This window comes from Pirellula sp. SH-Sr6A (assembly GCF_001610875.1).
GTDB lineage: Bacteria > Planctomycetota > Planctomycetia > Pirellulales > Pirellulaceae > JBKCUI01.
The window spans coordinates 1,275,252-1,296,297 of the sequence record NZ_CP011272.1 but is presented as its reverse complement, the minus strand read 5'-3'; the positions used below and the strand labels follow the sequence as shown (position 1 = coordinate 1,296,297).

Genomic DNA, 21,046 nt, shown 5'->3' with positions numbered 1-21,046 from the left:
GCCGTTGCGAGGACTACGAACAATTGCGTCCTAGCGAGATCTCCATGATAAAGCTCGCTATTTCCTGCGCGGTTCCGACGAAATCGACGTCGACATGCGATAAAGCATTGGTTGGCATCGACGGAAAATCGGCATCGGCAGGTGATTGGACGATGCAATACCCACCGGCATCATTAATCGCTTTCAATCCTTCGACCCCGTCCGACAACATACCGGACAAGATCACTCCGACCGCGTCCTTGCCGGCGCTTTTCGCCACCGAGGTGAATAGATCGTCGATGCGGTGGAGTCGGGCATAGCTGGATGAATCCGTTTCGACACTAAATTCCTCTTGGTCGACTTCGACACGCTCGTTGGCTTTGCCAACATAGATCGTAGTGCATTCCAATTGTGCTTCGTCTGTGGGTTCATCGACACGAATGCTTGCCCGTTTCGCGAGAATCTCCGCGAGGATATTCGGCGAGCGAGGATCACGGTGAGTCGCAACGACCAGCGTTCCGGCGAACCAAGTGGGCAACGATTCGACGATCGTGACAATCTCCCTCAGGCCACCTGCCGACGCGCCAATCGCAACCAAAAGCCGGTCGTTGAAGTGGGGAATGTCGTCCATAGTCATGGCTTACTCGCGATCGCACCGAGCTCGATGGAATGGTTTGGGGGCTGAAATCGACATTCTAGCGAAAACGGATCGAACGGCACCCCTGAGGCTGGTTTTCGCGGTCTACTCGATGAAAGTCAACGGCTTTCTTTGCGGTGTACCTCCGTCGTTGTTCCGTGTCGTTGCAGGCTGCGGAAGTAGAGAATCTTGTGTCGAAGATAACTTTCACAGAACGCTCTCGCCTCCGGGTAGAACGGAATCTCGGTACCGGTCGTTATGGATAGGCTCTGTAACCAGTTCAGGTGACGCTGCAATGCAACCGATCGGCCTTGGGTGACGCAGTCCTCGCGAAACCGAACCATAGCGCGTTCAACTTCCCGAAAGCGACCACCGAGGGGGATGTCGACATACTCTCCTTTGGGGTTGGTCCAAATGTTTGTCCAAGCCTTTCCCTGAGAGTAAAAACGTTTCAGCCAGAATGCCGCAAGATCCGACTCATCCACGTTGGGAGCCGTCAATACCGCGGCGCGAGCGTACATCAGTTCCTTCTCCACTATTTCGGGCTCGTCGCGCCATCGCTGAATCAACGTTGCGTTGACCTGCGATTTGTCTTGTGACGGAAACAAAAAGCGATCCACGAAAATCTCGTGTTGAAATGACATCGCTCGCAGTTGTGGGAACTCGCAATAGATGGTCATTTCCGATAGTGTGCTCGCCTCGTGTTCGTTGTCGCGAATCTTGTTCTTGAAAGTGACTGGATCGGTGCATATGTGAACGAGATCCGGACCGTAGGGCATGGTTGCCGCATGGCAGATCTCGTGCAGGTAATACAAGTCTTGTACCAACGCGTTATCGTATGTCCTCAACTGAATCCCACCCCACCAAGGCGAAAAATGGGGCGCTTCGACGAACTCTCGGTGCACCACACCTTCCGAGTCAACGACTTCGACGTACTCCTCGGATGGTTCGTAAAAGAAGCGTGGTCTCCGAGTGAAGCGTTGAATCAACTGGGCAATCAGCCCCCCTTCGTCGTAAGAATCACGCAACATTTCTGTCTGCAGCAGTTGTTCGCGAATGTAACGACTACAGTCTCGGGAATTTGGCAGGGGAATGACGTTTCGCATTGCTTGGGAGGTCTTAGGCCAAAGTCTGGAATCTAGCTGGTCCACTTTTCATAATGGCGAGCTTGAACATGAGGCGAAAGGCGTGGATCGATTTGATGAGCCATCTTGGCCGTCAAGCAAACGCGGACAAGAGCTTCTTCTCCGGGGCCGCGAAGCAAGAATCGTTCTAAATCGGAAGGAGGTTTGCTGGGCTCCCCAATCGCCAGCAGTAGGATATCTGCAGGTCGCAAATTTAGACCAAGCTGTTGTCGGAGTGAATCGACTGCGATCTGCTGCTGCGGGGCATACCGTCTGGGCAGCTCCTGCACCCCATACCGCGACATGAAGGCGCTGCCGATCAACAGAGAAGAGACGTTTTTAAACCACTTGTTTCCGAACAGACCAGGATATTCTTTGCGTGACCACATGCCTCCGATTCGGTGGTAATACATCCCGGCTGGTTTGCTGAGTGAGAAAAAAACGGCTGCGATGTTGGGGGAGTCCGCGAAGACCTGAAAACCGCGTGCGACGCAACCGACATAAGAAAGATCGAGCATGATCTGGGCGTTTGGAACCCGATCGGCCAGTTCGCCAACGAATGAGTCGCAATCGTCCCAAACATTGCCGTCGATTCCGGAGGGTTGACTCAGATACCACTGATCTGTTGCCTTGGTTTCGTCGATCGCCTGACGCCACTGAGACCTACGGTGCGTCTTCAGTCCAATTCCAGCCGCCCGAGCGTAGGCAGCGTACCCCTCGTATTCTCCCTCAAAGACGTGGATCGCTGGCTCAAAGCCCTCCAGTCGAGCCTGCACGCCGTAAGCATGAATCGCCTCGCGTAGTCCCTCGCTAGCACCCGAGATGGGATAGCGATGGGGGAACTGCTGCGAGTTGAGTTGAACAATGGGTTTCGTCCAAGCGAGCCAGAGATCGAAGAAGGACTCGTGAACCCGATCTTGCTTCTGCGTCCACGCTTCGCGAAATGCGCTGCGATAACCCTCTCGCTCGGCCGATGAACGATCACCGAGAATGGCATCGATGGTCGCCTCGGTCTCAGGCATTACGAGGGCATACACAATTTTGGAAACCCCAGCTTCCGCTAGGCATGTACTAAGTGTTAGGTGTGAAATATCCATGCAATGATTGTCCCAAAGTTTCTCTGCCGGAGGTAGAGTGTCTCCAACCTGCAGCGCTAGATCTTGGTCGCCACCTCGAAAAGCATCGATCGAGTCAAGAATACTCAATGCTCGCCCAAGCCATCTTCCATCGCGATGCTTCACGATATTTGGAAGCAAGGAGTCAATCAATCCGAAAACCCGGCGCACAATTCGAAACCCATGAGGGCATCTGTGCTCAGGGGATCGATGATTCGATTATTCGTCGCTCCTCTTGCAACCCGGCGCTTGCACGGACGACTCCAGGTAGCCCGCCGAGCGAGCTTCCCCTAGCCGTAATCGTACAAGCAGGTCATGGATCGCCTCGCGACAGGTTGGAGCGTTGGGCAACGATGATTCCGCGTAGGATTGTTCTAAATCCCTCGTGAGCCGTTCATATTCACGTTGAAAAAAAGCGAGGTCAAAAGAATCGAGGACGCCTTTCTCTGCCCCAGTACGTTTTCGATCGGTCAGTTCGTCGAGATAGCTCAGCTTGGCAGATTCGTTGAGACTGCAGAGGTTCGCTTCGAGTTCTCCGGTCCTCATCAGATGAATTCCAGTTAAGAGTACTCGAAACGTATACAGCAACGGCTTTACTCTCGGTGGAGATTCTTTCTGGAAGAGTCTCCACTGGGTGGCTGCAAAACCAAGATAGTGGTGCGCGTGATGCCGAGTGAGGCAGGCTAAGGCCAACTTCTTCAGTTCTTCGTGAACGGGTGTCGTGTAGATAACCAAGGGCGAAAGAAGCTGTTCCAGGACGTAGCCATTCCGCTTGAGCATCAAACCGAAGAACTTTGCCGCATCATGCGTGACGAGGTCGATCTCGAGGCCGTCGTAAACTCCCTCTTTCTCGATTGTCGCTGGACCTTGATTCAAACCGATTACTTTCTCAAGGGGTAGCAGGTGGACACCCCGAAGATCGAAGTCCGAATCAGGCGAGGGAAACCCGTACAGATGGGCGCCGCTGATTGTGGCAAAAACAAGTGGAAATGGATGCGACCTCACGTGGGTCATCATCTTCTCGTAATCGATCATGGTAGTTCTTTCTGCAGGGCACGCTCCCTCGCTCGGATCAAGAACGCATTGGCTCGTTCGTAGTCGGGACGATCCGGTAGTGTTGTTTGCTGGAAGGCTTGTTCGAAATCTAGCTGTAGTCGTCTTCGCCAGGCTTCTATGTCCTCGAAGGGGACTTCACCCCTCTTAATCGATAGCAATCGCTCGCGATTCTCACCGACCTGAACGGCAACCTTTTTTTCGTTCAATATGTCGATCCCCGAGTTCAATAACCGGATCAAGTGCATCACATGCTTCCACTTGACGCGACCTTGATTACGAATATCCGACTGCATTTTCTTGAACTGGGAGGCTACATATCCCGAGTACGTCTGAAAGACCAGTTTGGACAGGAATGATTCACGCATAGCGATCAGTTCCATGGCCAAGGGTGTCGCAAATTCAATGATGGGAGAGTAGAGGCATTCCAATACGTTCGGGTTCGCTTTGAGCGCGAGGACGATGAACTTTTCGATCTCCCAATAAGCCTCCTGAGTCTCGTCGTTCTCCAATTGTTCAGGGACGCCAAAGAGTGACCAGTGCATCTGTGCCGTGGGTAGGAAAATGCCGCGGCGGTCCGTATCGGATTGTTCGTCCTCCAATCCGTAGGCTCTCGATCCTATGACGCAACGGTAGATGATCCGATTCTGAAGATCGGTTCTCGAACAATCCACGCTTCCTACGGCCTGATCTCGCTTGAATTCGGATAAACGCACCAACTGGTCGTGATGGATGGCCGCTTCAAAGCCGTCATTGAATTTGACTCGATAGGCATGCGATCTATCGACAGGTAATCGAATAATGACGCCAACGGAGCCAGCCGGATGCGCAACTCGGTGATTCGACTGGTAAGTGTCTTTCAGGATGACAACTTGGGTGCCTACCGAAATGATGTGTGATTCCGTCACGACTTGGGTTTCTCCTGTTCCCTCTTCTTCCTTGCATCGGCGGAGTGGAAGTATGCAGCCAGGAATCAAAACGAGAGATGGGCGGGACGCTCCATCGCCTGGCAAGCATTTTTGCGCCCCTCATTCCTTGGGTGTTTGAATTCTCGATTAGGATTTAAACGGAAGAGTCACCGCTCCCCCCTGCACTCCTCCCTCGAGGACTAGTTTCCCAGTCTACTGGTTCGATGTCAACGTTCGTCGCTCTTCAAGAATCTCCGTGGGAATGGCTTAGAGGGAAGGGTGGCGCAGAGGAAAGTGTCGCCCGTACTCACAGCTCCAAGCATTGCCGACGGCGCTGTTGAAGAAGCTGTTGACGGCCGCCGTTTGGTGTGTATAGTTTCCTAGGAAACAAATGGAGCGTGTATGACACCGAAGAAGAGGCCATCGGAGCTGAATGATCACTTGGGATATTGGTTGCGGTATGTATCCAGTCACGTGTCGCATGCTTTCGCGGTAAAGGTGGAAGAGCAGGGCGTTACTGTTGCGGAGTGGGTTCTGCTTCGTGTTTTATTCGACGTTGGCGAAGCGAAACCAAGTCAGATTGCGGAAAGCATAGGCATGACGAGGGGGGCGGTTTCGAAGCTGGCCGAACGCCTTTGTCAGAAAAAACTTCTGGTTCGCGAGTTATCGGATGACGACCGACGCTCTCAGACGATCGGTCTAACGTCGGCCGGTAAGCGACTTGTCCCGATATTAGCGAAGCTCGCTGACGAGAACGATCGACATTTTTTCGGTCATCTCCGAGCGGACGAACGTCGCATCCTGGTAAGCACACTGGAAGGCATCGTTCGCAAGAATGGTTGGAAAGATTTACCTATTGAATGAGACGTGGTTTCGATGGAAAGGACTACCTATGGATTGCCAACTGATTGAGATCCTCCAAGAATGTGCCTTCGGTTCTTTGAATGGAGTGCTGACTTTCCCCGAGATTGTGGGGAAGCTCGCATCGATGGGTGTCGAACGGTACCACGCTGACTATGTTCGGCGAGAAACAACCTATTACTTGTCAGACAGCGAGTCGTATGTGGTCAGCATGCCACATCCTTGGTACCCGATTGCCAAGACTTTCTCGGGTGCAGAGGTGGAATCTGCGGTACGCCAGAGTCAGAGAAATGAACACACCTACCTGGACTTTTTGCGGAAAACGTCGGAGGCAGGGTGCGTTGGGTACTTCGTGCAAATCACCGGGCGTCGCGTTGTTTATTTCGGCCGCGAAGGTGATTGTCACGTCGAAACCTTCCCGACCGCTCCAATCGAAGCCACGCTTTAGGGCGTCAGCTATTGGGACAGCGTGTATTGGTCGTTCGCAGCCAGTGCGGTTCGCGGGGATTTGGCGTACCGAGGGGCACGGTGGGGAGCCGACGAGAATGCGCTGCGGTGCACGGCGCGTTCTAAAAACGGATAGAATTCCAACGGGTGCAGTGAGAGTCTTGAAGCGAGGTAGACCAATTTCGTCATGGCGAGCGAGAAAGCAATCGTTGGGTGTATCCTAGGCACCGCAGTGGGCGATGCCCTGGGCTTGCCCTATGAAGGAATGTCGCCGACTCGCGCTTCGAAGCTGTTAGGGCCCGCAGTCCGTTATCGATTCCTGCTTGGCCGCGGAATGATCTCGGACGATACCGAGCATACATGCATGGTGTCACAATCTCTCATCGAATCCGGCGGCCATGTGGAAGCCTTTTCGAGGCGATTTGCTTCCCGACTGCGCTGGTGGATCTTGGCATTGCCCGCGGGCGTTGGGAAAGCGACGGCGCGCAGTTGCATCAAGTTGTGGTTGGGAATCCGCCCATCTAAATCAGGGGTCTATTCGGCTGGTAACGGCCCGGCCATGCGTGCTCCCATACTGGGTGCGACGATGGACGATGTGTCGCAATTGCTTGAATTTGTTCGAGCGTCATCGCTGATAACGCATTCGGATCCCAAAGCGGAATATGGAGCTATCGCGGTGGCACTAGCTGCGCGCGAATCGTCGCGATGTGAAAACGTCCAAGCGGAACGGTGGCTTGAACTGGTTTCCCAGTCGTTGCCTCGCGAAGCAACCGAATGGGTGGAGATCCTTCGATCCACCATCCGATCTGTGGCACAGCACGAATCGACTCTATCCTTCGCGCAAGGACTTGGTTTGGGACGCGGAGTTTCTGGTTACACCTATCACACCGTACCGGTTGCCATCCATTGTTGGCTCTCGTTTCCCAACGACTTTCACAAGGCGGTGAGCGAGGCCATCGCCTGTGGTGGCGATGCGGACACGACCGCCGCAATTGTTGGCGGAATTGTGGGAGCACGCGTTGGAAAGGAAGGAATTCCTGCTGAGTGGCTCACGGGCATTTGGGAATGCCCTCGAACTGTTCGTTGGATGGAGGCGCTCGGAAGAAATCTTGCCCATTCGTGGCCAGTTCCACAGCCCGGACGTGCACCCCGCGCCAATCCTGGGATGGTGCTCATGCGAAATCTGCTATTCCTGGCGATCGTACTCTGCCACGGTTTTCGACGTCTCGCCCCTCCTTATTAGTAAGGTAGAAACGCGTAGGGTAGAAAGAGAATGGGACCGAGTAAAATCTCGATCCCTGGGAACTGCATAACCTCTGATCTCGGAGACGAGTTCATCTCCGATTGGAAAGTACCACCGTTTTCTTGACGAGAAGTTAGCACATGGCAGTTTTGCGTTTCTTTCCGATCGCTCCGCGAGCCTCCACTTTCCGAATGTAGTCCGGTGCAAACGGAACATTGCAGTCGGTGTTACCCATTTCGACTGTCAACACACCGATTCGATTTCCTGTCTCCATAGCTGTTTCGGTGAGTGAACGGATATAGCTTCCCACAGCGATCACAAACGAATTCATTTGGTAGCGCACTGCGTCTTTTGTCTGAGAAATTTTCCCTTCGACATCTGCGAGTAAACGTTGGTATTCATCGAGGTCGAGTTTCTCATCCGGACAGATACTGGCGATGGCGGAGAGTGTTGACCAACCTGCAATGTTCTCGATTTCCTTCTTCGACTGGATCCAGGATAGGGCGAGGGACCAGCCTGCTGGACTACCAGCCGCGATTGGACCGACAACGTAGCTCGCGATCGGATTGGACGCGGATGCGACCCAGCCGGTCAAGTCTGTCTTCGTCATCTGTTCCGGGTCCGCGATCAATCCAGCGAGATACATCGCGTCGTAAATTCCGGTTCCGTAAAGCTCCAGAGATAACGAGTAATTCTTTTTGAGACGCTTTTGTATTGGCTTCAAGTCACCAATTTTCACTCCGAGGCATGGATCATGAGCTCCATGATTTCGTAGCACGCGAGCCGTCCCCTCGTTTCCCAATCGCTTTAGTTCCGCGACAATTTCCGTCGATGTCATGGGGGCTTCTCTCAAAAATGGATGCAGGCCATTCGGTGAATTGGGGCGTGGATTCGAAATCGGCAGGACGAACTAGCGTCCGAACGCAAACAAGTCCGCATCGGGGGAGTCGCCATGTTGCAGGAACTCCACCATCATCGTGGCAGCAATGGCGCTAAATGTGATACCGTTCCCTCCGAAGCACAAGGCCATCCAAGCGTTCGGGATTTCATCGGTGCGACCAATGTAGGCGAGACCATCCTTGGTTTTACCAAACGTTCCCGCCCAGCAGTAGTCAGTCTTCCATTTCCATTTGGGGAATAGTGCACAAACCTTCTTTTCGATGATCGCGACTTTTTTTGGGATCGATTTGTCGCGCCTCGAAGGGCTATGGAATTCATCATCCTCTCCCCCCACCAACAGACGATTGTCGTCGGTGATTCGCAAATAGAGATAGGGCTCTTTCGCCTCCCAAAAAATCCAATCTTTACTCCAAGGGGCAGTGTCCAGGATCGGTTCCGAAACAAGAGCGTACGTGTTGTCGAGATTGACGATTGGCTCGCGAATCATCGTCTTGGACTCATACCCGTTTGCATAGACGACGTGCTTTGCCTGAATTTTGACCTTTTCGCGTGTTAGGAGCTCCGTCTCGCTGCCAATGTTTTTGCGGCTAACGATTTCAGTGCGGTCAAACACTCGACTACCGCGTTGAACGGATCGATGGATCAGGGCATGGCTTAGGCGGTAGGGATCGCAGGAGGCTGCTTGTTGGCTGGAGAGTGCCGCTTCACCGTCCAATCCAAATCGTTCTCGGGTGGACGTCTTGTCATGGTAGACAGCATCCAAGCCGATGGATTTCCTCGCACGAGCCTCGTGGGCGAGTTTCAATGCGGACGCCCGATTGTCCGCGAAGTAGACACTCGTACGGCGTGCGAAGCCCACGTCCACATCGAGGGAGTTCGCGATTTGTTCCAGTCTGTCGATCGACTGATGGGATAACTCATACGCACGCGCCGCGCGCTGCTCACCGATCAGTGCCTTCATGTCCGTTAGCGACACATCGATCTCGTACTGCAACAGGGCTGTGCTGGCCGAGGTACTGCCACTGCAAATGTCACGGCGATCCACCATCGTTACGTCCAATCCTGCGGACGACAGATGATCCATAAGAATCGCACCTGTGATACCACCACCCACGATGAGTACTTCGCAGTGAATATCATGCGTGAGTGATGGGTAGGTATGCATCATTCCGTTTTTCAGCAACCAAAACGGAAAGTCTGAGGTCAGTTTCACGCGGCTCCCTTTCTTATCTGTCCACTTGCTATCGAATCGATCCGAACGCTTACGCCGTGTGCGCGTCTAAAGCAGGCGGCGTGCCACGAGCCAAGATGCCCCATACCGCCAACCGTTGTTGGAATCAAGAAACCAGATGCTGCATCCAGCTTCCTGAGACATTCACGCATACCATGCGAGATCGATGCTTGCATTTGCATGGGATCAGACGGACTTAACACGGCTCTCCATCGATTGCCCAGCGGAGAGTGGCCGGTTTCGGATGCAGGGCGATCAGCTGTACTCTCAGCGATCACCCAGGTAGATAGTAGATCAATTGGATCGCGCGCCACCAGGCGATAGTGTTGTTCCCTGGTGTGATTTCGCGTGCTATGTCTATTGCCGTCTTGATCGCCAACGCGAAAGCATCCGAACCGCTTGGACGCAGGAGCGATCGGCACACGGTTTGCGAATGGAATCGAGGTAGTTGCCTTGAGACCAACGCATTGCGGCTTTCGCAATCGGTGGGGTGCTCGAGTCGACCGACGAATTCACCTTCCCTATTAGCCTGACGGAGCTTTGGTCATGAGACTCGATTCCTTAGAAAAACTGTACGTACACGAACTCAAAGATCTCTACAGCGCCGAAAACCAACTGCTACAAGCGTTGCCACGGATGGAGAAGGCAGCTACGGACAGCGATCTCAAGGCGGCATTGGCGGACCATCTCAAGCAAACGAAGAATCACGTCAAACGCCTGGAAAGCATCTTCTCAGGAATGGATTACCAACCTGGCGGGCATAAATGCGCCGGGATGGAAGGGTTGATTAAGGAAGGGGAGAGTCTTTTGGAGGGAGACGCCGACAGCAATGTGTTGGATGCCGCCTTGGTCGCTGCGGCGCAGCGCGTCGAGCATTACGAGATGGCTGGTTATGGGACCGCACGGGCTTACGCAGAAAAGCTTGGTCGCCAAGCGGACGCTGACCTACTTCAGGAGACGCTCAATGAAGAAGGGTTGTGCAATCAATCCTTGACAAGGCTCGCTGAACGACGGCTGAATTTCATGGCCATGGCGAATGCCTAATCCGTACACCTTCGTCCGCCGGCGTCTCGTGCGGACCCATTTGCAAGGTCAGGCAATCACGACGGTCCGGTCGCGGGCACGAGCTCGATTCATTTCGAGGTTGGCCCGCACCGGACTTGTCTTCAGAATATTCCAAGCCCTAACGCCACGATTGGACCATCTACGCTATGAAACGCATCCAACTTCACGTCAAAGATAGTGGTGGGGCCGGGACCCCGATCGTCATGATCCATGGTTTCCCACTTTCGCACGAAGCCTTTCAACACCAGTTCGATGCTTTCCGAAAAGCAGGCCTGCGTGCTGTGGCCTACGATCGTCGAGGATTCGGCTCCTCTAAAAAGGGTGAGGGACCGTACGATTACGATACCCTAGCAGACGACTTGGAACAGGTTCTCGTCGATCTCGGACTGGAACAAGTCGTTTTGCTCGGATTCTCGATGGGGGGTGGAGAGGTAGCTCGTTATGTGTCCCGTCATGGCGAGGATCGGTTGCAAGGGCTGGTGTTCGCTGCAGCCGTGACTCCTTACATGGCGAAATCACCTGATAATCCCGCTGGTCCCTTGGACCGAGCCACCGCCGAGGAAAAGTTGTCGGCGTTGCAAGCGGACCGCGACCGCTATTTCGAGAGCTTTGTGAATAAGTTCTACGAGGTCTCCGGAGAGGTTGTTGTCGAGGAAAGCGAAATTCAAAAGGCCATTGCACTTTGCAAACAGTGCGATCAGGCGGCTGCAATTTCCTGTATGAAGTCTTTTGCGACGACCGACTTTCGAGAGGATCTGGCGGAGGTGACTGTGCCTGCGTTAGTCATTCATGGGGATTCGGATGCAGTCGTTCCTTTCAAAGGTTCGGGGCAGCTGACGCATGCTGCGATTCGACACTCGGAGCTTGAAGTGATCCCGGGCGGTCCTCATGGAATCAACGTGAGTCACGCCGACCACTTCAATCGACGAGTCATGGCGTTTGTCGAGGCAGCGGTTCGTGAGAGGGTTTGAACTGTTCGTGTATTATGGGTTCCCTCTGGGGCAATAACCAAACTGAACTGTCCCAAATGATTTCGCACCATCAACTTCCCGAATCCGTGTCGGAAAGCTCGAGGACGATTGTCGTCTCCTACTTGAGCATTCGCCGCGGAATTGGCTACATCGGGTTGCTTCTGCCGCTCCTCTTGGGGCCTGTGGGCCAATTGATGGGGATCCAAATCCAGGACAACATGAGCAGTTACTATCACACGGTCTTGCGTGACGTTTTCGTCGGTTCGATGTGTGCGATAGGTGTCTTTTTGTTTTGCTATCGCGGCTATGATTGGATCGAGACTTGGACAGGCCGGATGGGAAGTTTTTTCGCGCTCGGGGTCGCGCTCTGTCCGCTCGACGCGAACAGCGATCCTATGTTCCAAAGAACGATCGTAGGTTATGCACACACCGTTTTTGGGGGTGGGTTCTTTCTGACTTTGGCCTTTTATTCCCTGTACCACTTTCCTGTCGAACCCGAGGATGGGCCGCAACAGGGTCTTTCACCGGTCGATTATGAACGGAACCTTGTGTACCGTTTGAGTGGTGGGGTCATATTAATTGCATTGCTAACGATGGGAGCTTACCTCTTTCTCTTGCCTCTGGACTGGCGTGCCTGGCTGAACGATTACAACTTTCTATTCTGGACTGAGTGGATAGCTGTTTGGGCGTTCGCCGCGGCTTGGTTGACCAAAGGTCGCGCGATCTTCACAAGCATCGTGCTCGACATTTTGTCGACATCGCGGGTCTTCGCCGGGCATTAAAGCAGCGAGTGCGACTTGGCGCAGGAATTGGTTGCGATGCAAGCTCCTCAGAAATCGGATTGCCTGCGGGTATGCTCAGTTTCGCGAGGATGAGCCACCCGTCGAACACCGAAAATCTTGTAAATTGTGTCGTCTCTGTCGATCCTATCGCTATGAATTCGACCAGTATTATATTTACGAACACAAAGACATGGAGTAACTCAATGTTTGCAAAACCTCAAGCGGAACATCAAAGGCTGGAACAACTCGTGGGGACTTGGCGTTTCCGGCATACCTGCAAAATGCCGGACGGAACGGAGTCGACGGAATCGGGCACGATGGTTTGTCGGACTCTGCATGGCATGTGGCTTCTTGCAGAGTCAACCGGTGACGTGTCGTCTGACACGACGTCTTGGTCGAATCTGCTAACGGTTGGCTACGATACAGAGAAAAAGGAGTACGTAGGTACTTTCATTAGTTCCATGATGTCGAGCATTTGGGCGTATCGCGGCACGATGGATGAACCCAGCAAACAGCTTCATCTGTATACCGAAGGCCCGAAGTTCGACGGATCGGGGATCGGCAAATACAGGGATACGATTGAATGGGTCGATGATGACCGATGGCTTTTTCTCAGCGCCCTGGAGGGTGACGACGGCGTATGGATTCCGTTTATGGAGTCGGAGCAAAAGCGAGTGAGCTCCTAAGTGCTGGACTGCCTGGACTAGGGAGTCTTCACATAAGGGACCCACTCGATGTCTTTTGGGTATTTGTCACCGTCCAACCGGGTGGAGTGCATGAGTTGAATTTTCCAGCGATCGTTTTTTTGGACCAGTACGGCGCTTTCGAGCCAGACGACGATCCGCATCGCTCCATCGCGTTGAATTTCCGCTTTATTCCAGTAGCTAACCCAAGCGACATCGCCCTGCTGCCTAGCGTGGATCTGGCTGAAGAAATTTTTCCTCTCATAGGGCTTCCCTTTGGGTTGCACCGCATCGATCAGTTTCTGCATGGTCCAAACTTCACCATGTTCGAGCAATTGAAAGTCGTCGGTTGCAGTTTGCATCATGGCCGCTCCATCATGCTGGGACATGGCGGCGAATAGTTCCTTCACCGGTTGAAGCGCGGGATGATCCGCTGCCTTACCGATTCCGCACCAAGACAAAACACCGAAGAGCCATACAACGACAAGCAACATGGGCCGCATTGGAATACCGTCGAGCACGCATGGTGCTCCCTGAAGGGTATAGAGGGCAAACCGGGCATTCTACCCCGAGAGAAGGTTAGGTTTCGAGCCCCTGCCGATGCCGAGATTTCGTAAGCTTTGTCGAGTGCTTGCGCGGGTCGCTATCGTAAGTTTTGCGGGTCGCTATCTTGCGATTGGGAGAGTCGACTGTGTGGCAGTCGATCGCTTTGGAACAGTATCAGGGAATTCTCGGTCGTTTCGCATCGTGCTCGAGATTCGACAAACCTGTATCATGTTCCCAGATGGCGGTGTGATCCGAAACGGTTCGAACGCTTGGACCGCTGCTACATTCGGACCCTCGTTCCCCTGTTTGTCCGCTCGCTCCCTTTTTCATGGTTTCTCATGTCCAGCCATCCATCTGACCAGACGCCGGTTACGCCAGAAGGGGCCAAGGAAGTTCGCAACTTGCTGGACGAGACGAGTGGATTCGATTCCTTGCCCAAGCACGACGAGACCAGCGCGTTTAGTTCCCAAACGAAACAAACGGACACTCCGGAACGCGCGGGGAAAAAGCAGCCTCGTCATCTCGCTGGGTATAAGTTGGGTGAGATGCTCGGGCAGGGAGGCATGGGACGCGTGTTCCGCGCGGACGACTCGACAGGGCGCTCGGTCGCACTCAAGTTGTTGTCGCCTGATTTGGCACGATCCCCCGAGGCGTTGGCAAGATTCAAGCAGGAAGGGTTGATCGCCAGCCAAATCAACCATCCGCATTGTGTGTTTGTCCATCGAGTCGACGAGGACTCTGGCATCCCCTTCATTGCGATGGAGTTGATGACCGGCCAAACGCTTAAGGATCTGATTCTCAAGAGGGGGCCTTTACCTTATGGGGAAGCGGTTCGTTTGATCTTGCAGTGCGTCGATGGGCTTGTCGAGGCACACGCGTTGGGAATGATCCACCGAGATATTAAGCCAGCCAACTGCTATCTCGATGACGATGGAAATGTGAAGATCGGTGACTTCGGATTAGCGCGATCCCTGGTTTCGGACTCCGAACTAACCCAAACCGGTGCGTTTTTGGGAACACCACTCTTTGCTTCCCCTGAACAGCTTCTAGGCCAAACCATCGATGCCCGGAGCGACATCTATTCGCTTAGCGCAACATTGTATTATTTGTTGGCAGGGAAAGCCCCTTTCGAATCTCCGCACGCCGCGCAGGTCATCGCGAGGATCGCTTCCTCGGATCCTCCCAGCTTTCGATCGGCGGGTATCGAGGTTCCTCCCCAACTCGAGCAGATTGTGATGAAGGGGCTTTCGCGAGACGCCTCCAAACGATACGCAAGCCTTGCAGCGTTGCGCACCGATTTGCAAGCGATCATCGAACCAATTCCAGAGCCAACGACTTTATCGCGTCGGTCGGTGGCATGGTTGCTGGATTATTTCATCCTGACATCCATCGTTGCGGTTTTGATGTTTTCGTTCGCCGACCCAAGGGAACTGCAGGAGAAGTCGGTCTTGACGAACGTGTTAGGGATGGTCGTCGTCTTTGCCTATTACGTTTTTTGTGAAGCCATCTTTTCCGCGACGTTGGGCAAGGCAGCGCTGCGCGTGAGCGTGGTAGATGCTAAGGCGGGGGGCAGACCTCGTTTTTCGAGAATCCTTGCTCGAGCCGCCTTTACCATCTTCGCATCCAGTTTCCTTTTCATAATCGCGAAGATTGTTTTTCCTGGAATGCATCCCGCGGTAGAAGGATTGTTGGTTGGAGCAACGTTTCTGCTCAATTTGGTTATCCTCTGTTCGACGTGGACCTACACGGGGCGTCGACAGCTTTCAAACGATTGGATCAGCGGTACCGAGTGCCGCACGCGAACGGGATTGCGCGCGACCAATCGTTCCGTGATTGCGTTGCCTGCGTGGAAGTTGCCGATGCGAGACCTTGGGACATCGGAGGGACTCCCATCCCAGCTTGGTCGGTTTGAAATAACAGGTGAGATTGATTGTCTGCCATCGACGGGCAAGGTCCGATGGTTTACGGCGCTGGATAAGCAATTAGATAGATCGATTTGGATTGCTACCTTGACCGATCCAGGATCGTCATTCGATGAACGTCAGATTCACAAGCCTAAATCCTTTCGGTTGCGATTCATCGAAGAGGGTTCATCGCCGACATGCCGTTGGTTTGCGTTTGTGGCTCCAGAGGGTATCCCCATCTTGGAATGCACCCAAAGAGGGACTCAGTTTCCATGGCCTATCACGCGTTCCCTTTTGGGAGAAATCGCGGAGCTGTTCGATACCTCCAGCAATTCGAACCGAACCTCGGCGTCGACGCGAGATGTACAATCCGAGGCTCTCAAAAGCATCGACGCAAGACAGTTGTGGGTGGATCCCGCGGGACGACTGAGTCAAGTCGACGTTTGCGTCTCCCCTGAAAACGATGCGAATATCATTCTTCTCGTTTCCAAATTGGGACTACCACCGCGTCATCGGCTTCGGAAGAAGGCGGGATTCCCAGTTGGGGCTGGTTCCTTATTACCGATCGAATCCCTTCCTCCGTTGAGCGGGATGCGACTCTTGGAGCAAATTGGCTCCAGGGCACATGCGCCCTCGTCTGCTGAGTTGCGGAACATGTTAGACAAAGTCGACAAGCAATCGCATGAGCTGACCCCGAGTTCGAGATTTGTCTCGGCGACCGCATCCTTGGGATTGCTGTCACCCATGAAGTTTCTCGCAATCATTATGCTTGTTATTCCCTCTGTTATCCTGATAGCAGACGGACTGTACAAAGAGATTCGTCGATTGAAATCATTAGCGGTTTATGTCGAGCAAGCTCGACAATTTCCAGACTTCTGGAAATTCGCAACCGAGGAGCAGAAGTCTTATTGGAGCGACCCCAAGAATCAAATAGAGATTCAAGAAGCGTTAGCGGTTCAAACGAATCGGATGGCCGTTGCATTGGATCGCGTTGGTTCTCTGGAAAGGATGATCTTGACGAGCATCCCCAATTTGAACCTCGAAGCTCCGCCAATTTATGGTTCGAAACGGGTTGAGGGACAACCCACGGAGCAGGAGGGGAGCAGGGAGAATGATGCCGAAGAACGCAAAACAGAGGATCCTACCACAATCACTGCGGGGCCAATGAATGTGGTTGAAGTGACATTCGGGCAGGAGCTGATGGATTCGGAGTTGGTTCAAAACATTTTGGGCAGTGTGGAGAGAAGCAAGCAGTTGCCGAAAGCGAAAGAATCGATACCTGATTTCTTGATCGTTGGCGTGGGGATTGCAATTTGTTTCCTGTGGACCACGTTCACTTTTGGCGGGATCACGAAACACTTCACTGGCATCTGTTATTTGCAACGCGATGGCCGTGCCTTGGGAATTGTTCGGAGTTTATGGCGCGCGATGCTACTCTATGCTCCGGTACTTCTGTTGGTGTATGCCATTTCGTACTGCAATCAAATGGGATACGACTACTTGGGATGGGGAACGTTATGGAAAAGAATCTTCATCGCCATCCCGCTGGTCTATTTGGTAACGACCCTTGTCTGGTATCGACGAACCCCGCTGGATGTTCTGTCCGGCACGGTGGCTGTTCCGCGTTAAGTTCTCAGCAAGCTGGAGGCCTCCGTTATGGGGTTCGGTTGCTGTCCACGGATGCGAGGAACTGATCGATTAACCCATCGGGTGTCTTGACGATATGTTCGGGGCCGGGGAATCGTCCGTTTTGGACATCCGCGATGAAATCTCGAAACCCACCGACGCGTTCTCTTTGTAGGGCTTGTTCCATGTCGTATAGGTTTCGGTACTGTTTGGTATGACGTGGAAAAGGAGGCGCGTGATTGCCCAAGATATCTTCGGCGAACATGAATTGGATGTCTCCGCCACTTCCTGCACCAATGGAGGAAGTTACCAAACGGGTGTGGCGAGAGATTTGGGCCAGCAGATCGGCCGGGATGACTTCCACCTCGACTGCCCAGGCGCCCACTTCTTCAAACGCCTGAATCTGGCGGAATATCCATTGAGCTTCGTCGATCGTTTTTCCAACCGCCTTGAGGCCACCGGTCCATGTGCTCAAGCGAGGGACGAGGCCCGCGTGGGCTTCGACGGGGATACCAGCATTGGCGACCGCTCGAATGAACTCAGGTCCCCACTGACACATGATTCCATCGGCCCCGATTTCCATCGCATCGTAACCCGCGCGAATCGCTTCGGCCGTCGTCGCGATCTTGGTCAAGCCGATACAGAAAGTCATGAAGGTGTGGGGCGCTGCATGGCGGATTGCTAGGGCGCTGGCCGGGTTCGCCGGGTCGAATTTGACCTTCATCAAATCGATGCCAGCTTCTTCGGCAGCCACGGCTTCGCTCGTTGTAAAAGGCATGGTCTCGGTGAGAACGGTTTTGCCCTTTAAATCTTGCAAGTGTTTGACGGTGTAATTCCGCAGGGCATAGGCCCCGCCGAGAGTCATGGTTCGATGCAATCCTCGTTTGTGGGCATCTCTCGGGGGCAGGGGATTGGACGGAGCAAGTTCGTTTGGTTTCATTGATGTGGATTTCGATCCGAGAGGCTTCTTCGCTGGTTGGCATCGTCGCGGGTGGGTTGCAATGCCATTATCGAGCGATTCTAAGCGAATGGATGTCGGCGCCCACGATGGCGGGTAGATTACGGGTGATTTTGTCGATCGGCCAGTGCCACCACTCGATCCCTAGCAGCTCGGAGACGATCTCGCTGGTAAATCTTGGACGGATGACTCTTGCAGGATTTCCCCCCACGATTGAGTAAGGGGGGACGTCGCTCACCACAACGGATCTCGAAGCCACGATGGAACCATCACCGATCTTGACGCCAGGCATGATCAATGCATCGTAGCCTAACCAAACATCGTTTCCGACCACCGTATCGCCCTTGTAGGGCATGTCGCCTGGCGAGGGCGTTGTCGACTCCCATCCGTTCCCAAATATGAAAAACGGAAAGGATGAAAAGCCGCTGATTTTGTGATTGGCCCCATTCATAATGAACCGGACTTGGCGAGCCAGCGCGCAGAACTTTCCAATAATGAGTTTGTCTCCCAGGAATGGAAAGTGGTACAGGACACATTTGGATTCAAAGTGTTCTGGACCTTCCGGATCGTCGTAGTAACTGTAGTCACCGACTTCGATCATCGGGTTCCGAACCAAAGGCTTGAGAAAGCCGACTTGTGGAAACCCAGGCATGGGATACGGATTGTTTGGTGATGGTCCGTTCATCGTTTCGCTCCTCAGTCAGGCGAAGGGTCGCGTTGTCATTCGATTTATGCGTTTCGAAGCATGTGTTTCCACATCGTTTTGCCACTACGCTTATCAAGTCGAGCCAGCTGATGTTTTCGCGTATCGAACGTCTTGAGCTTGCCATTCGAGCGTTTGGTATAAACGAATGGGAGGCATACGGCGATTACCTGGAAGGGCTCGCCCGCATCGGAAGGGAGATAGCGTAATCGAACCAACTCGTCCTTTGGAGTCGCTGTCGAATCGCAACACCAAAGAAACGATGGGAGTTCGATCATTTCGGTTAAGGCAGTTATGAAGTCACCCTTTCTAAGGTCTTCGCCAGCGATTCGCGCAGCAACATTTGTGTCGCATACGGATGGGGCGGTATCGGATTTCATGGGCCTACCTTTGTTCAGAACGAAGAGTGGAAATCAGTTGCCCTTCAAGCTTCGATGAAAGCCGGACGAATAGGCCAACCAGGCGCCGGTTCCCAAGACCAGCTTTGGAACCTTTCCCATGCGTAGAACGCGAGATGATAGGGGATAGGGGCCGAGAGTCTATTCGCGGTTTGGGCGTGGAGCGTGTACATTAGGGCAAGCTGTTCATAGGAAGACAGACGTCCCTCGATCGCGTTGGTTCGCCGGATTCTCTTGGGTCACGAAGATTCTTCCCATATGTGCACGTATCCAGAATCCTCCAAGGCAACTTCGATCCCATGAATCCATTCGAAGAGTTTATGAATGCATCCACCTTCGCAGTGGCTGGCGCATCGCGGGAGCGATCAAAATATGGCAATCAAGTCTTCCGTGCTTTGCTCGCCTCGGGTCGCACGGTTTATCCACTCAATCCGTCGGCCGTGGAGATCGAAGGCTATACGGCATTCGCATCCCTTTCTGAACTACCAATTATCCCAGAGTCTCTGTCGATCGTTACCCCACCGCATATCACTCGCCAGATTGTCGAGCAAGCGATCGCAGCGGGTGTGAGCAATCTATGGATGCAACCGGGAGCAGAAGATGAACAGGCTAGTCGAGCCGCTCGGGAGGCAGGACTCCGTGTCATCGACGACGGAAGTTGCATTCTGGTGTTGTTAGCTCGTGAGAGACGGCATTGAGTTGGTAGAAGAACTGCTAGAGGGTTTGGCGAACCACGGGGGCGTTTAGCAAGCTACCAGCAAGCCGTCTTCTACGACGAGTTCGACGACCTGTTCAATGGTTGGAGTACGCTCTAGTTCACCCCGAAGGACTTTGACGTTGGATGGAGCGACAATACCGAGCGAGATTCGGTTCCCTTGAATTTTGACGATTTCGACGGTGATATTGCCATCGATTACCAATCGTTCACCTACTTTTCGACTCAGAACTAGCATTTGGATTTTTCCTTGCTCTCGAATGTAGCGGCATTGCGGGAATCGTTGGTGCGCCGCGTCCCAACACATTCGTTATCAGCCTGGGGCGTGACACCATAGGTCCAAGCTCGCCGGAATGAGAAAAGAAAATGGAACTTCGGCTTCGAGCATACGACACGGGACCAACACCACGATCCTCCGCGTCCTCCGCGGTTGACGATCACCGATTGCATATCGAAACCGCGCGAGCGGCAAACTCTGGGTAGAGCTCTGGAGCAGGGGGGCGAAGAGGGACTTACCGCGGAGATAACGGAGATGCGCGGAGGGAGAATGATGAGGAATAGGTAGCGCCCACCTTTTGGGGTAGTCGAGCCTCGGATCGGAGGAACCGATCAAGCGAGATGGGTACCTTCGAGTATTGCTCGATGGCATTGTGCTCTTAGTCCCGATAGGGACGGCATACAACAGCCCAGCCTTTCAAGGCTGGGTATGCGCACAATCATCGAGCCAGTCCCGGTAGGGACGAAAGAAAATACGGCTGGAAAGATGCGATCAACCTAGTACCGTTGTTTTGGGGCACCCACCTTTTGGGGGAGTGTCCTGATTTCTCGATGGCACTGTGCTCTTAGTCCCGGTAGGGACGGCAGACAATAGCCCAGCCTTTCAAGGCTGGGTTTGCACACAATCATCGAGTCAGTCCCGGTAGGGACGAAAGAAAATACGCCTGGAAGGATGCGATCAACCTAGAAATGATCACGAAGCGTGAGGCATAGCACCGGATCGGTTTACTAGCCGTTCGGAGCATCGAACCGTTGTTTTGGGGCACCCACCTTTTGGGGGAGTGTCCTGATTTCTCGATGGCACTGTGCTCTTAGTCCCGGTAGGGACGGCAGACAATAGCCCAGCCTTTCAAGGCTGGGTTTGCACACAATCATCGAGTCAGTCCCGGTAGGGACGAAAGAAAATACGGCTGGAAAGAT

At 53.5% G+C, this 21,046-nt stretch carries 21 protein-coding genes; 9 read left to right on the top strand and 12 right to left on the bottom strand.

Annotation, left to right across the window (positions count from 1 at the left end):
* Positions 1-13: 13 nt before the first annotated feature.
* The 5 genes from VN12_RS04940 to VN12_RS04920 all read right to left on the bottom strand — a co-directional run bounded on the left by VN12_RS04940 (position 14) and on the right by VN12_RS04920 (position 4,816).
* Entirely contained in the window at positions 14-616 is a 603-nt protein-coding gene (locus VN12_RS04940; RefSeq protein ID WP_240491324.1) for a chemotaxis protein CheB, read from the bottom strand.
* Positions 617-735: 119 nt separating this feature from the next.
* Positions 736-1,722: a hypothetical protein gene (locus tag VN12_RS04935; RefSeq protein WP_146675781.1), complete on the bottom strand. Its 987-nt coding sequence runs from the start codon at positions 1,720-1,722 to the stop codon at positions 736-738.
* Between the two features lie 32 nt (positions 1,723-1,754).
* Positions 1,755-2,996 carry a hypothetical protein gene (locus VN12_RS04930; protein ID WP_146675780.1) on the bottom strand — a complete coding sequence of 414 codons (1,242 nt, stop codon included), beginning with the start codon at positions 2,994-2,996 and terminating at the stop codon, positions 1,755-1,757.
* 78 nt (positions 2,997-3,074) lie between these two features.
* The gene (locus VN12_RS04925; RefSeq protein WP_146675779.1) at positions 3,075-3,890 is read right to left on the bottom strand and encodes a DNA polymerase beta superfamily protein; all 816 of its coding nucleotides are present in this window, start codon (positions 3,888-3,890) and stop codon (positions 3,075-3,077) included.
* A complete protein-coding gene (locus tag VN12_RS04920) occupies positions 3,887-4,816 on the bottom strand; it encodes a DNA polymerase beta superfamily protein (protein WP_146675778.1) in 930 nt (309 codons plus the stop codon). The genes VN12_RS04925 and VN12_RS04920 overlap by 4 nt, the downstream gene beginning before the upstream one ends.
* A 402-nt stretch (positions 4,817-5,218) precedes the next feature.
* Here VN12_RS04920 and VN12_RS04915 point away from each other — a divergent pair, with 402 nt between their 5' ends.
* The 3 genes from VN12_RS04915 to VN12_RS04905 all read left to right on the top strand — a co-directional run bounded on the left by VN12_RS04915 (position 5,219) and on the right by VN12_RS04905 (position 7,367).
* Positions 5,219-5,680 carry a MarR family winged helix-turn-helix transcriptional regulator gene (locus VN12_RS04915; protein ID WP_146675777.1) on the top strand — a complete coding sequence of 154 codons (462 nt, stop codon included), beginning with the start codon at positions 5,219-5,221 and terminating at the stop codon, positions 5,678-5,680.
* A gap of 28 nt (positions 5,681-5,708) precedes the next feature.
* On the top strand, positions 5,709-6,125 hold the full coding sequence (locus VN12_RS04910) for a DUF1398 domain-containing protein (RefSeq protein ID WP_146675776.1): 417 nt from the start codon (positions 5,709-5,711) through the stop codon (positions 6,123-6,125).
* Between the two features lie 186 nt (positions 6,126-6,311).
* Positions 6,312-7,367 (top strand): ADP-ribosylglycohydrolase family protein, encoded by a 1,056-nt coding sequence (locus tag VN12_RS04905; RefSeq protein WP_146675775.1) that lies wholly within the window; start codon positions 6,312-6,314, stop codon positions 7,365-7,367.
* Between the two features lie 133 nt (positions 7,368-7,500).
* Here VN12_RS04905 and VN12_RS04900 read toward each other — a convergent pair whose 3' ends face one another.
* Entirely contained in the window at positions 7,501-8,205 is a 705-nt protein-coding gene (locus VN12_RS04900; RefSeq protein ID WP_146675774.1) for a DNA alkylation repair protein, read from the bottom strand.
* A gap of 72 nt (positions 8,206-8,277) precedes the next feature.
* A complete protein-coding gene (locus VN12_RS04895) occupies positions 8,278-9,480 on the bottom strand; it encodes an NAD(P)/FAD-dependent oxidoreductase (protein WP_146675773.1) in 1,203 nt (400 codons plus the stop codon).
* A 564-nt stretch (positions 9,481-10,044) separates the two neighbouring features.
* Here VN12_RS04895 and VN12_RS04890 point away from each other — a divergent pair.
* The 4 genes from VN12_RS04890 (at position 10,045) to VN12_RS04875 (ending at position 13,002) form a co-directional block, all read left to right on the top strand.
* Positions 10,045-10,542: a ferritin-like domain-containing protein gene (locus tag VN12_RS04890; RefSeq protein ID WP_146675772.1), complete on the top strand. Its 498-nt coding sequence runs from the start codon at positions 10,045-10,047 to the stop codon at positions 10,540-10,542.
* A 167-nt stretch (positions 10,543-10,709) separates the two neighbouring features.
* Positions 10,710-11,534, top strand: coding sequence for an alpha/beta fold hydrolase (locus tag VN12_RS04885; protein WP_146675771.1), 825 nt, complete (start codon positions 10,710-10,712; stop codon positions 11,532-11,534).
* 56 nt (positions 11,535-11,590) lie between these two features.
* Entirely contained in the window at positions 11,591-12,316 is a 726-nt protein-coding gene (locus VN12_RS04880) for a hypothetical protein (protein WP_146675770.1), read from the top strand.
* A gap of 203 nt (positions 12,317-12,519) precedes the next feature.
* Positions 12,520-13,002, top strand: a complete 483-nt coding sequence (locus tag VN12_RS04875; RefSeq protein WP_146675769.1) for a DUF1579 domain-containing protein — start codon at positions 12,520-12,522, stop codon at positions 13,000-13,002.
* A 17-nt stretch (positions 13,003-13,019) separates the two neighbouring features.
* Here VN12_RS04875 and VN12_RS04870 read toward each other — a convergent pair whose 3' ends face one another.
* The gene (locus VN12_RS04870; RefSeq protein WP_168164226.1) at positions 13,020-13,493 is read right to left on the bottom strand and encodes a nuclear transport factor 2 family protein; all 474 of its coding nucleotides are present in this window, start codon (positions 13,491-13,493) and stop codon (positions 13,020-13,022) included.
* A 390-nt stretch (positions 13,494-13,883) separates the two neighbouring features.
* On the opposite strand from VN12_RS04870, the gene VN12_RS04865 reads away from it, so the two are divergent.
* Positions 13,884-17,078 (top strand): protein kinase domain-containing protein, encoded by a 3,195-nt coding sequence (locus tag VN12_RS04865; RefSeq protein WP_146675767.1) that lies wholly within the window; start codon positions 13,884-13,886, stop codon positions 17,076-17,078.
* Positions 17,079-17,103: 25 nt separating this feature from the next.
* On the opposite strand, the gene VN12_RS04860 is transcribed toward VN12_RS04865, so the two are convergent.
* The 3 genes from VN12_RS04860 to VN12_RS04850 form a co-directional block, all read right to left on the bottom strand.
* Positions 17,104-18,015 carry a 3-methyl-2-oxobutanoate hydroxymethyltransferase gene (locus VN12_RS04860; protein WP_146675766.1) on the bottom strand — a complete coding sequence of 304 codons (912 nt, stop codon included), beginning with the start codon at positions 18,013-18,015 and terminating at the stop codon, positions 17,104-17,106.
* A gap of 67 nt (positions 18,016-18,082) precedes the next feature.
* Positions 18,083-18,718: a CatB-related O-acetyltransferase gene (locus VN12_RS04855; protein WP_146675765.1), complete on the bottom strand. Its 636-nt coding sequence runs from the start codon at positions 18,716-18,718 to the stop codon at positions 18,083-18,085.
* 44 nt (positions 18,719-18,762) lie between these two features.
* Positions 18,763-19,116 carry a hypothetical protein gene (locus VN12_RS04850; protein ID WP_146675764.1) on the bottom strand — a complete coding sequence of 118 codons (354 nt, stop codon included), beginning with the start codon at positions 19,114-19,116 and terminating at the stop codon, positions 18,763-18,765.
* Between the two features lie 317 nt (positions 19,117-19,433).
* Between VN12_RS04850 and VN12_RS04845 the strand changes: the two genes are divergently transcribed.
* Positions 19,434-19,832: a CoA-binding protein gene (locus VN12_RS04845; RefSeq protein ID WP_146675763.1), complete on the top strand. Its 399-nt coding sequence runs from the start codon at positions 19,434-19,436 to the stop codon at positions 19,830-19,832.
* A gap of 45 nt (positions 19,833-19,877) precedes the next feature.
* Here the strand turns inward: VN12_RS04845 and VN12_RS04840 are convergent, their stop codons facing one another.
* The gene (locus VN12_RS04840) at positions 19,878-20,087 is read right to left on the bottom strand and encodes a carbon storage regulator (RefSeq protein ID WP_146675762.1); all 210 of its coding nucleotides are present in this window, start codon (positions 20,085-20,087) and stop codon (positions 19,878-19,880) included.
* Positions 20,088-21,046 lie beyond the last annotated feature (959 nt).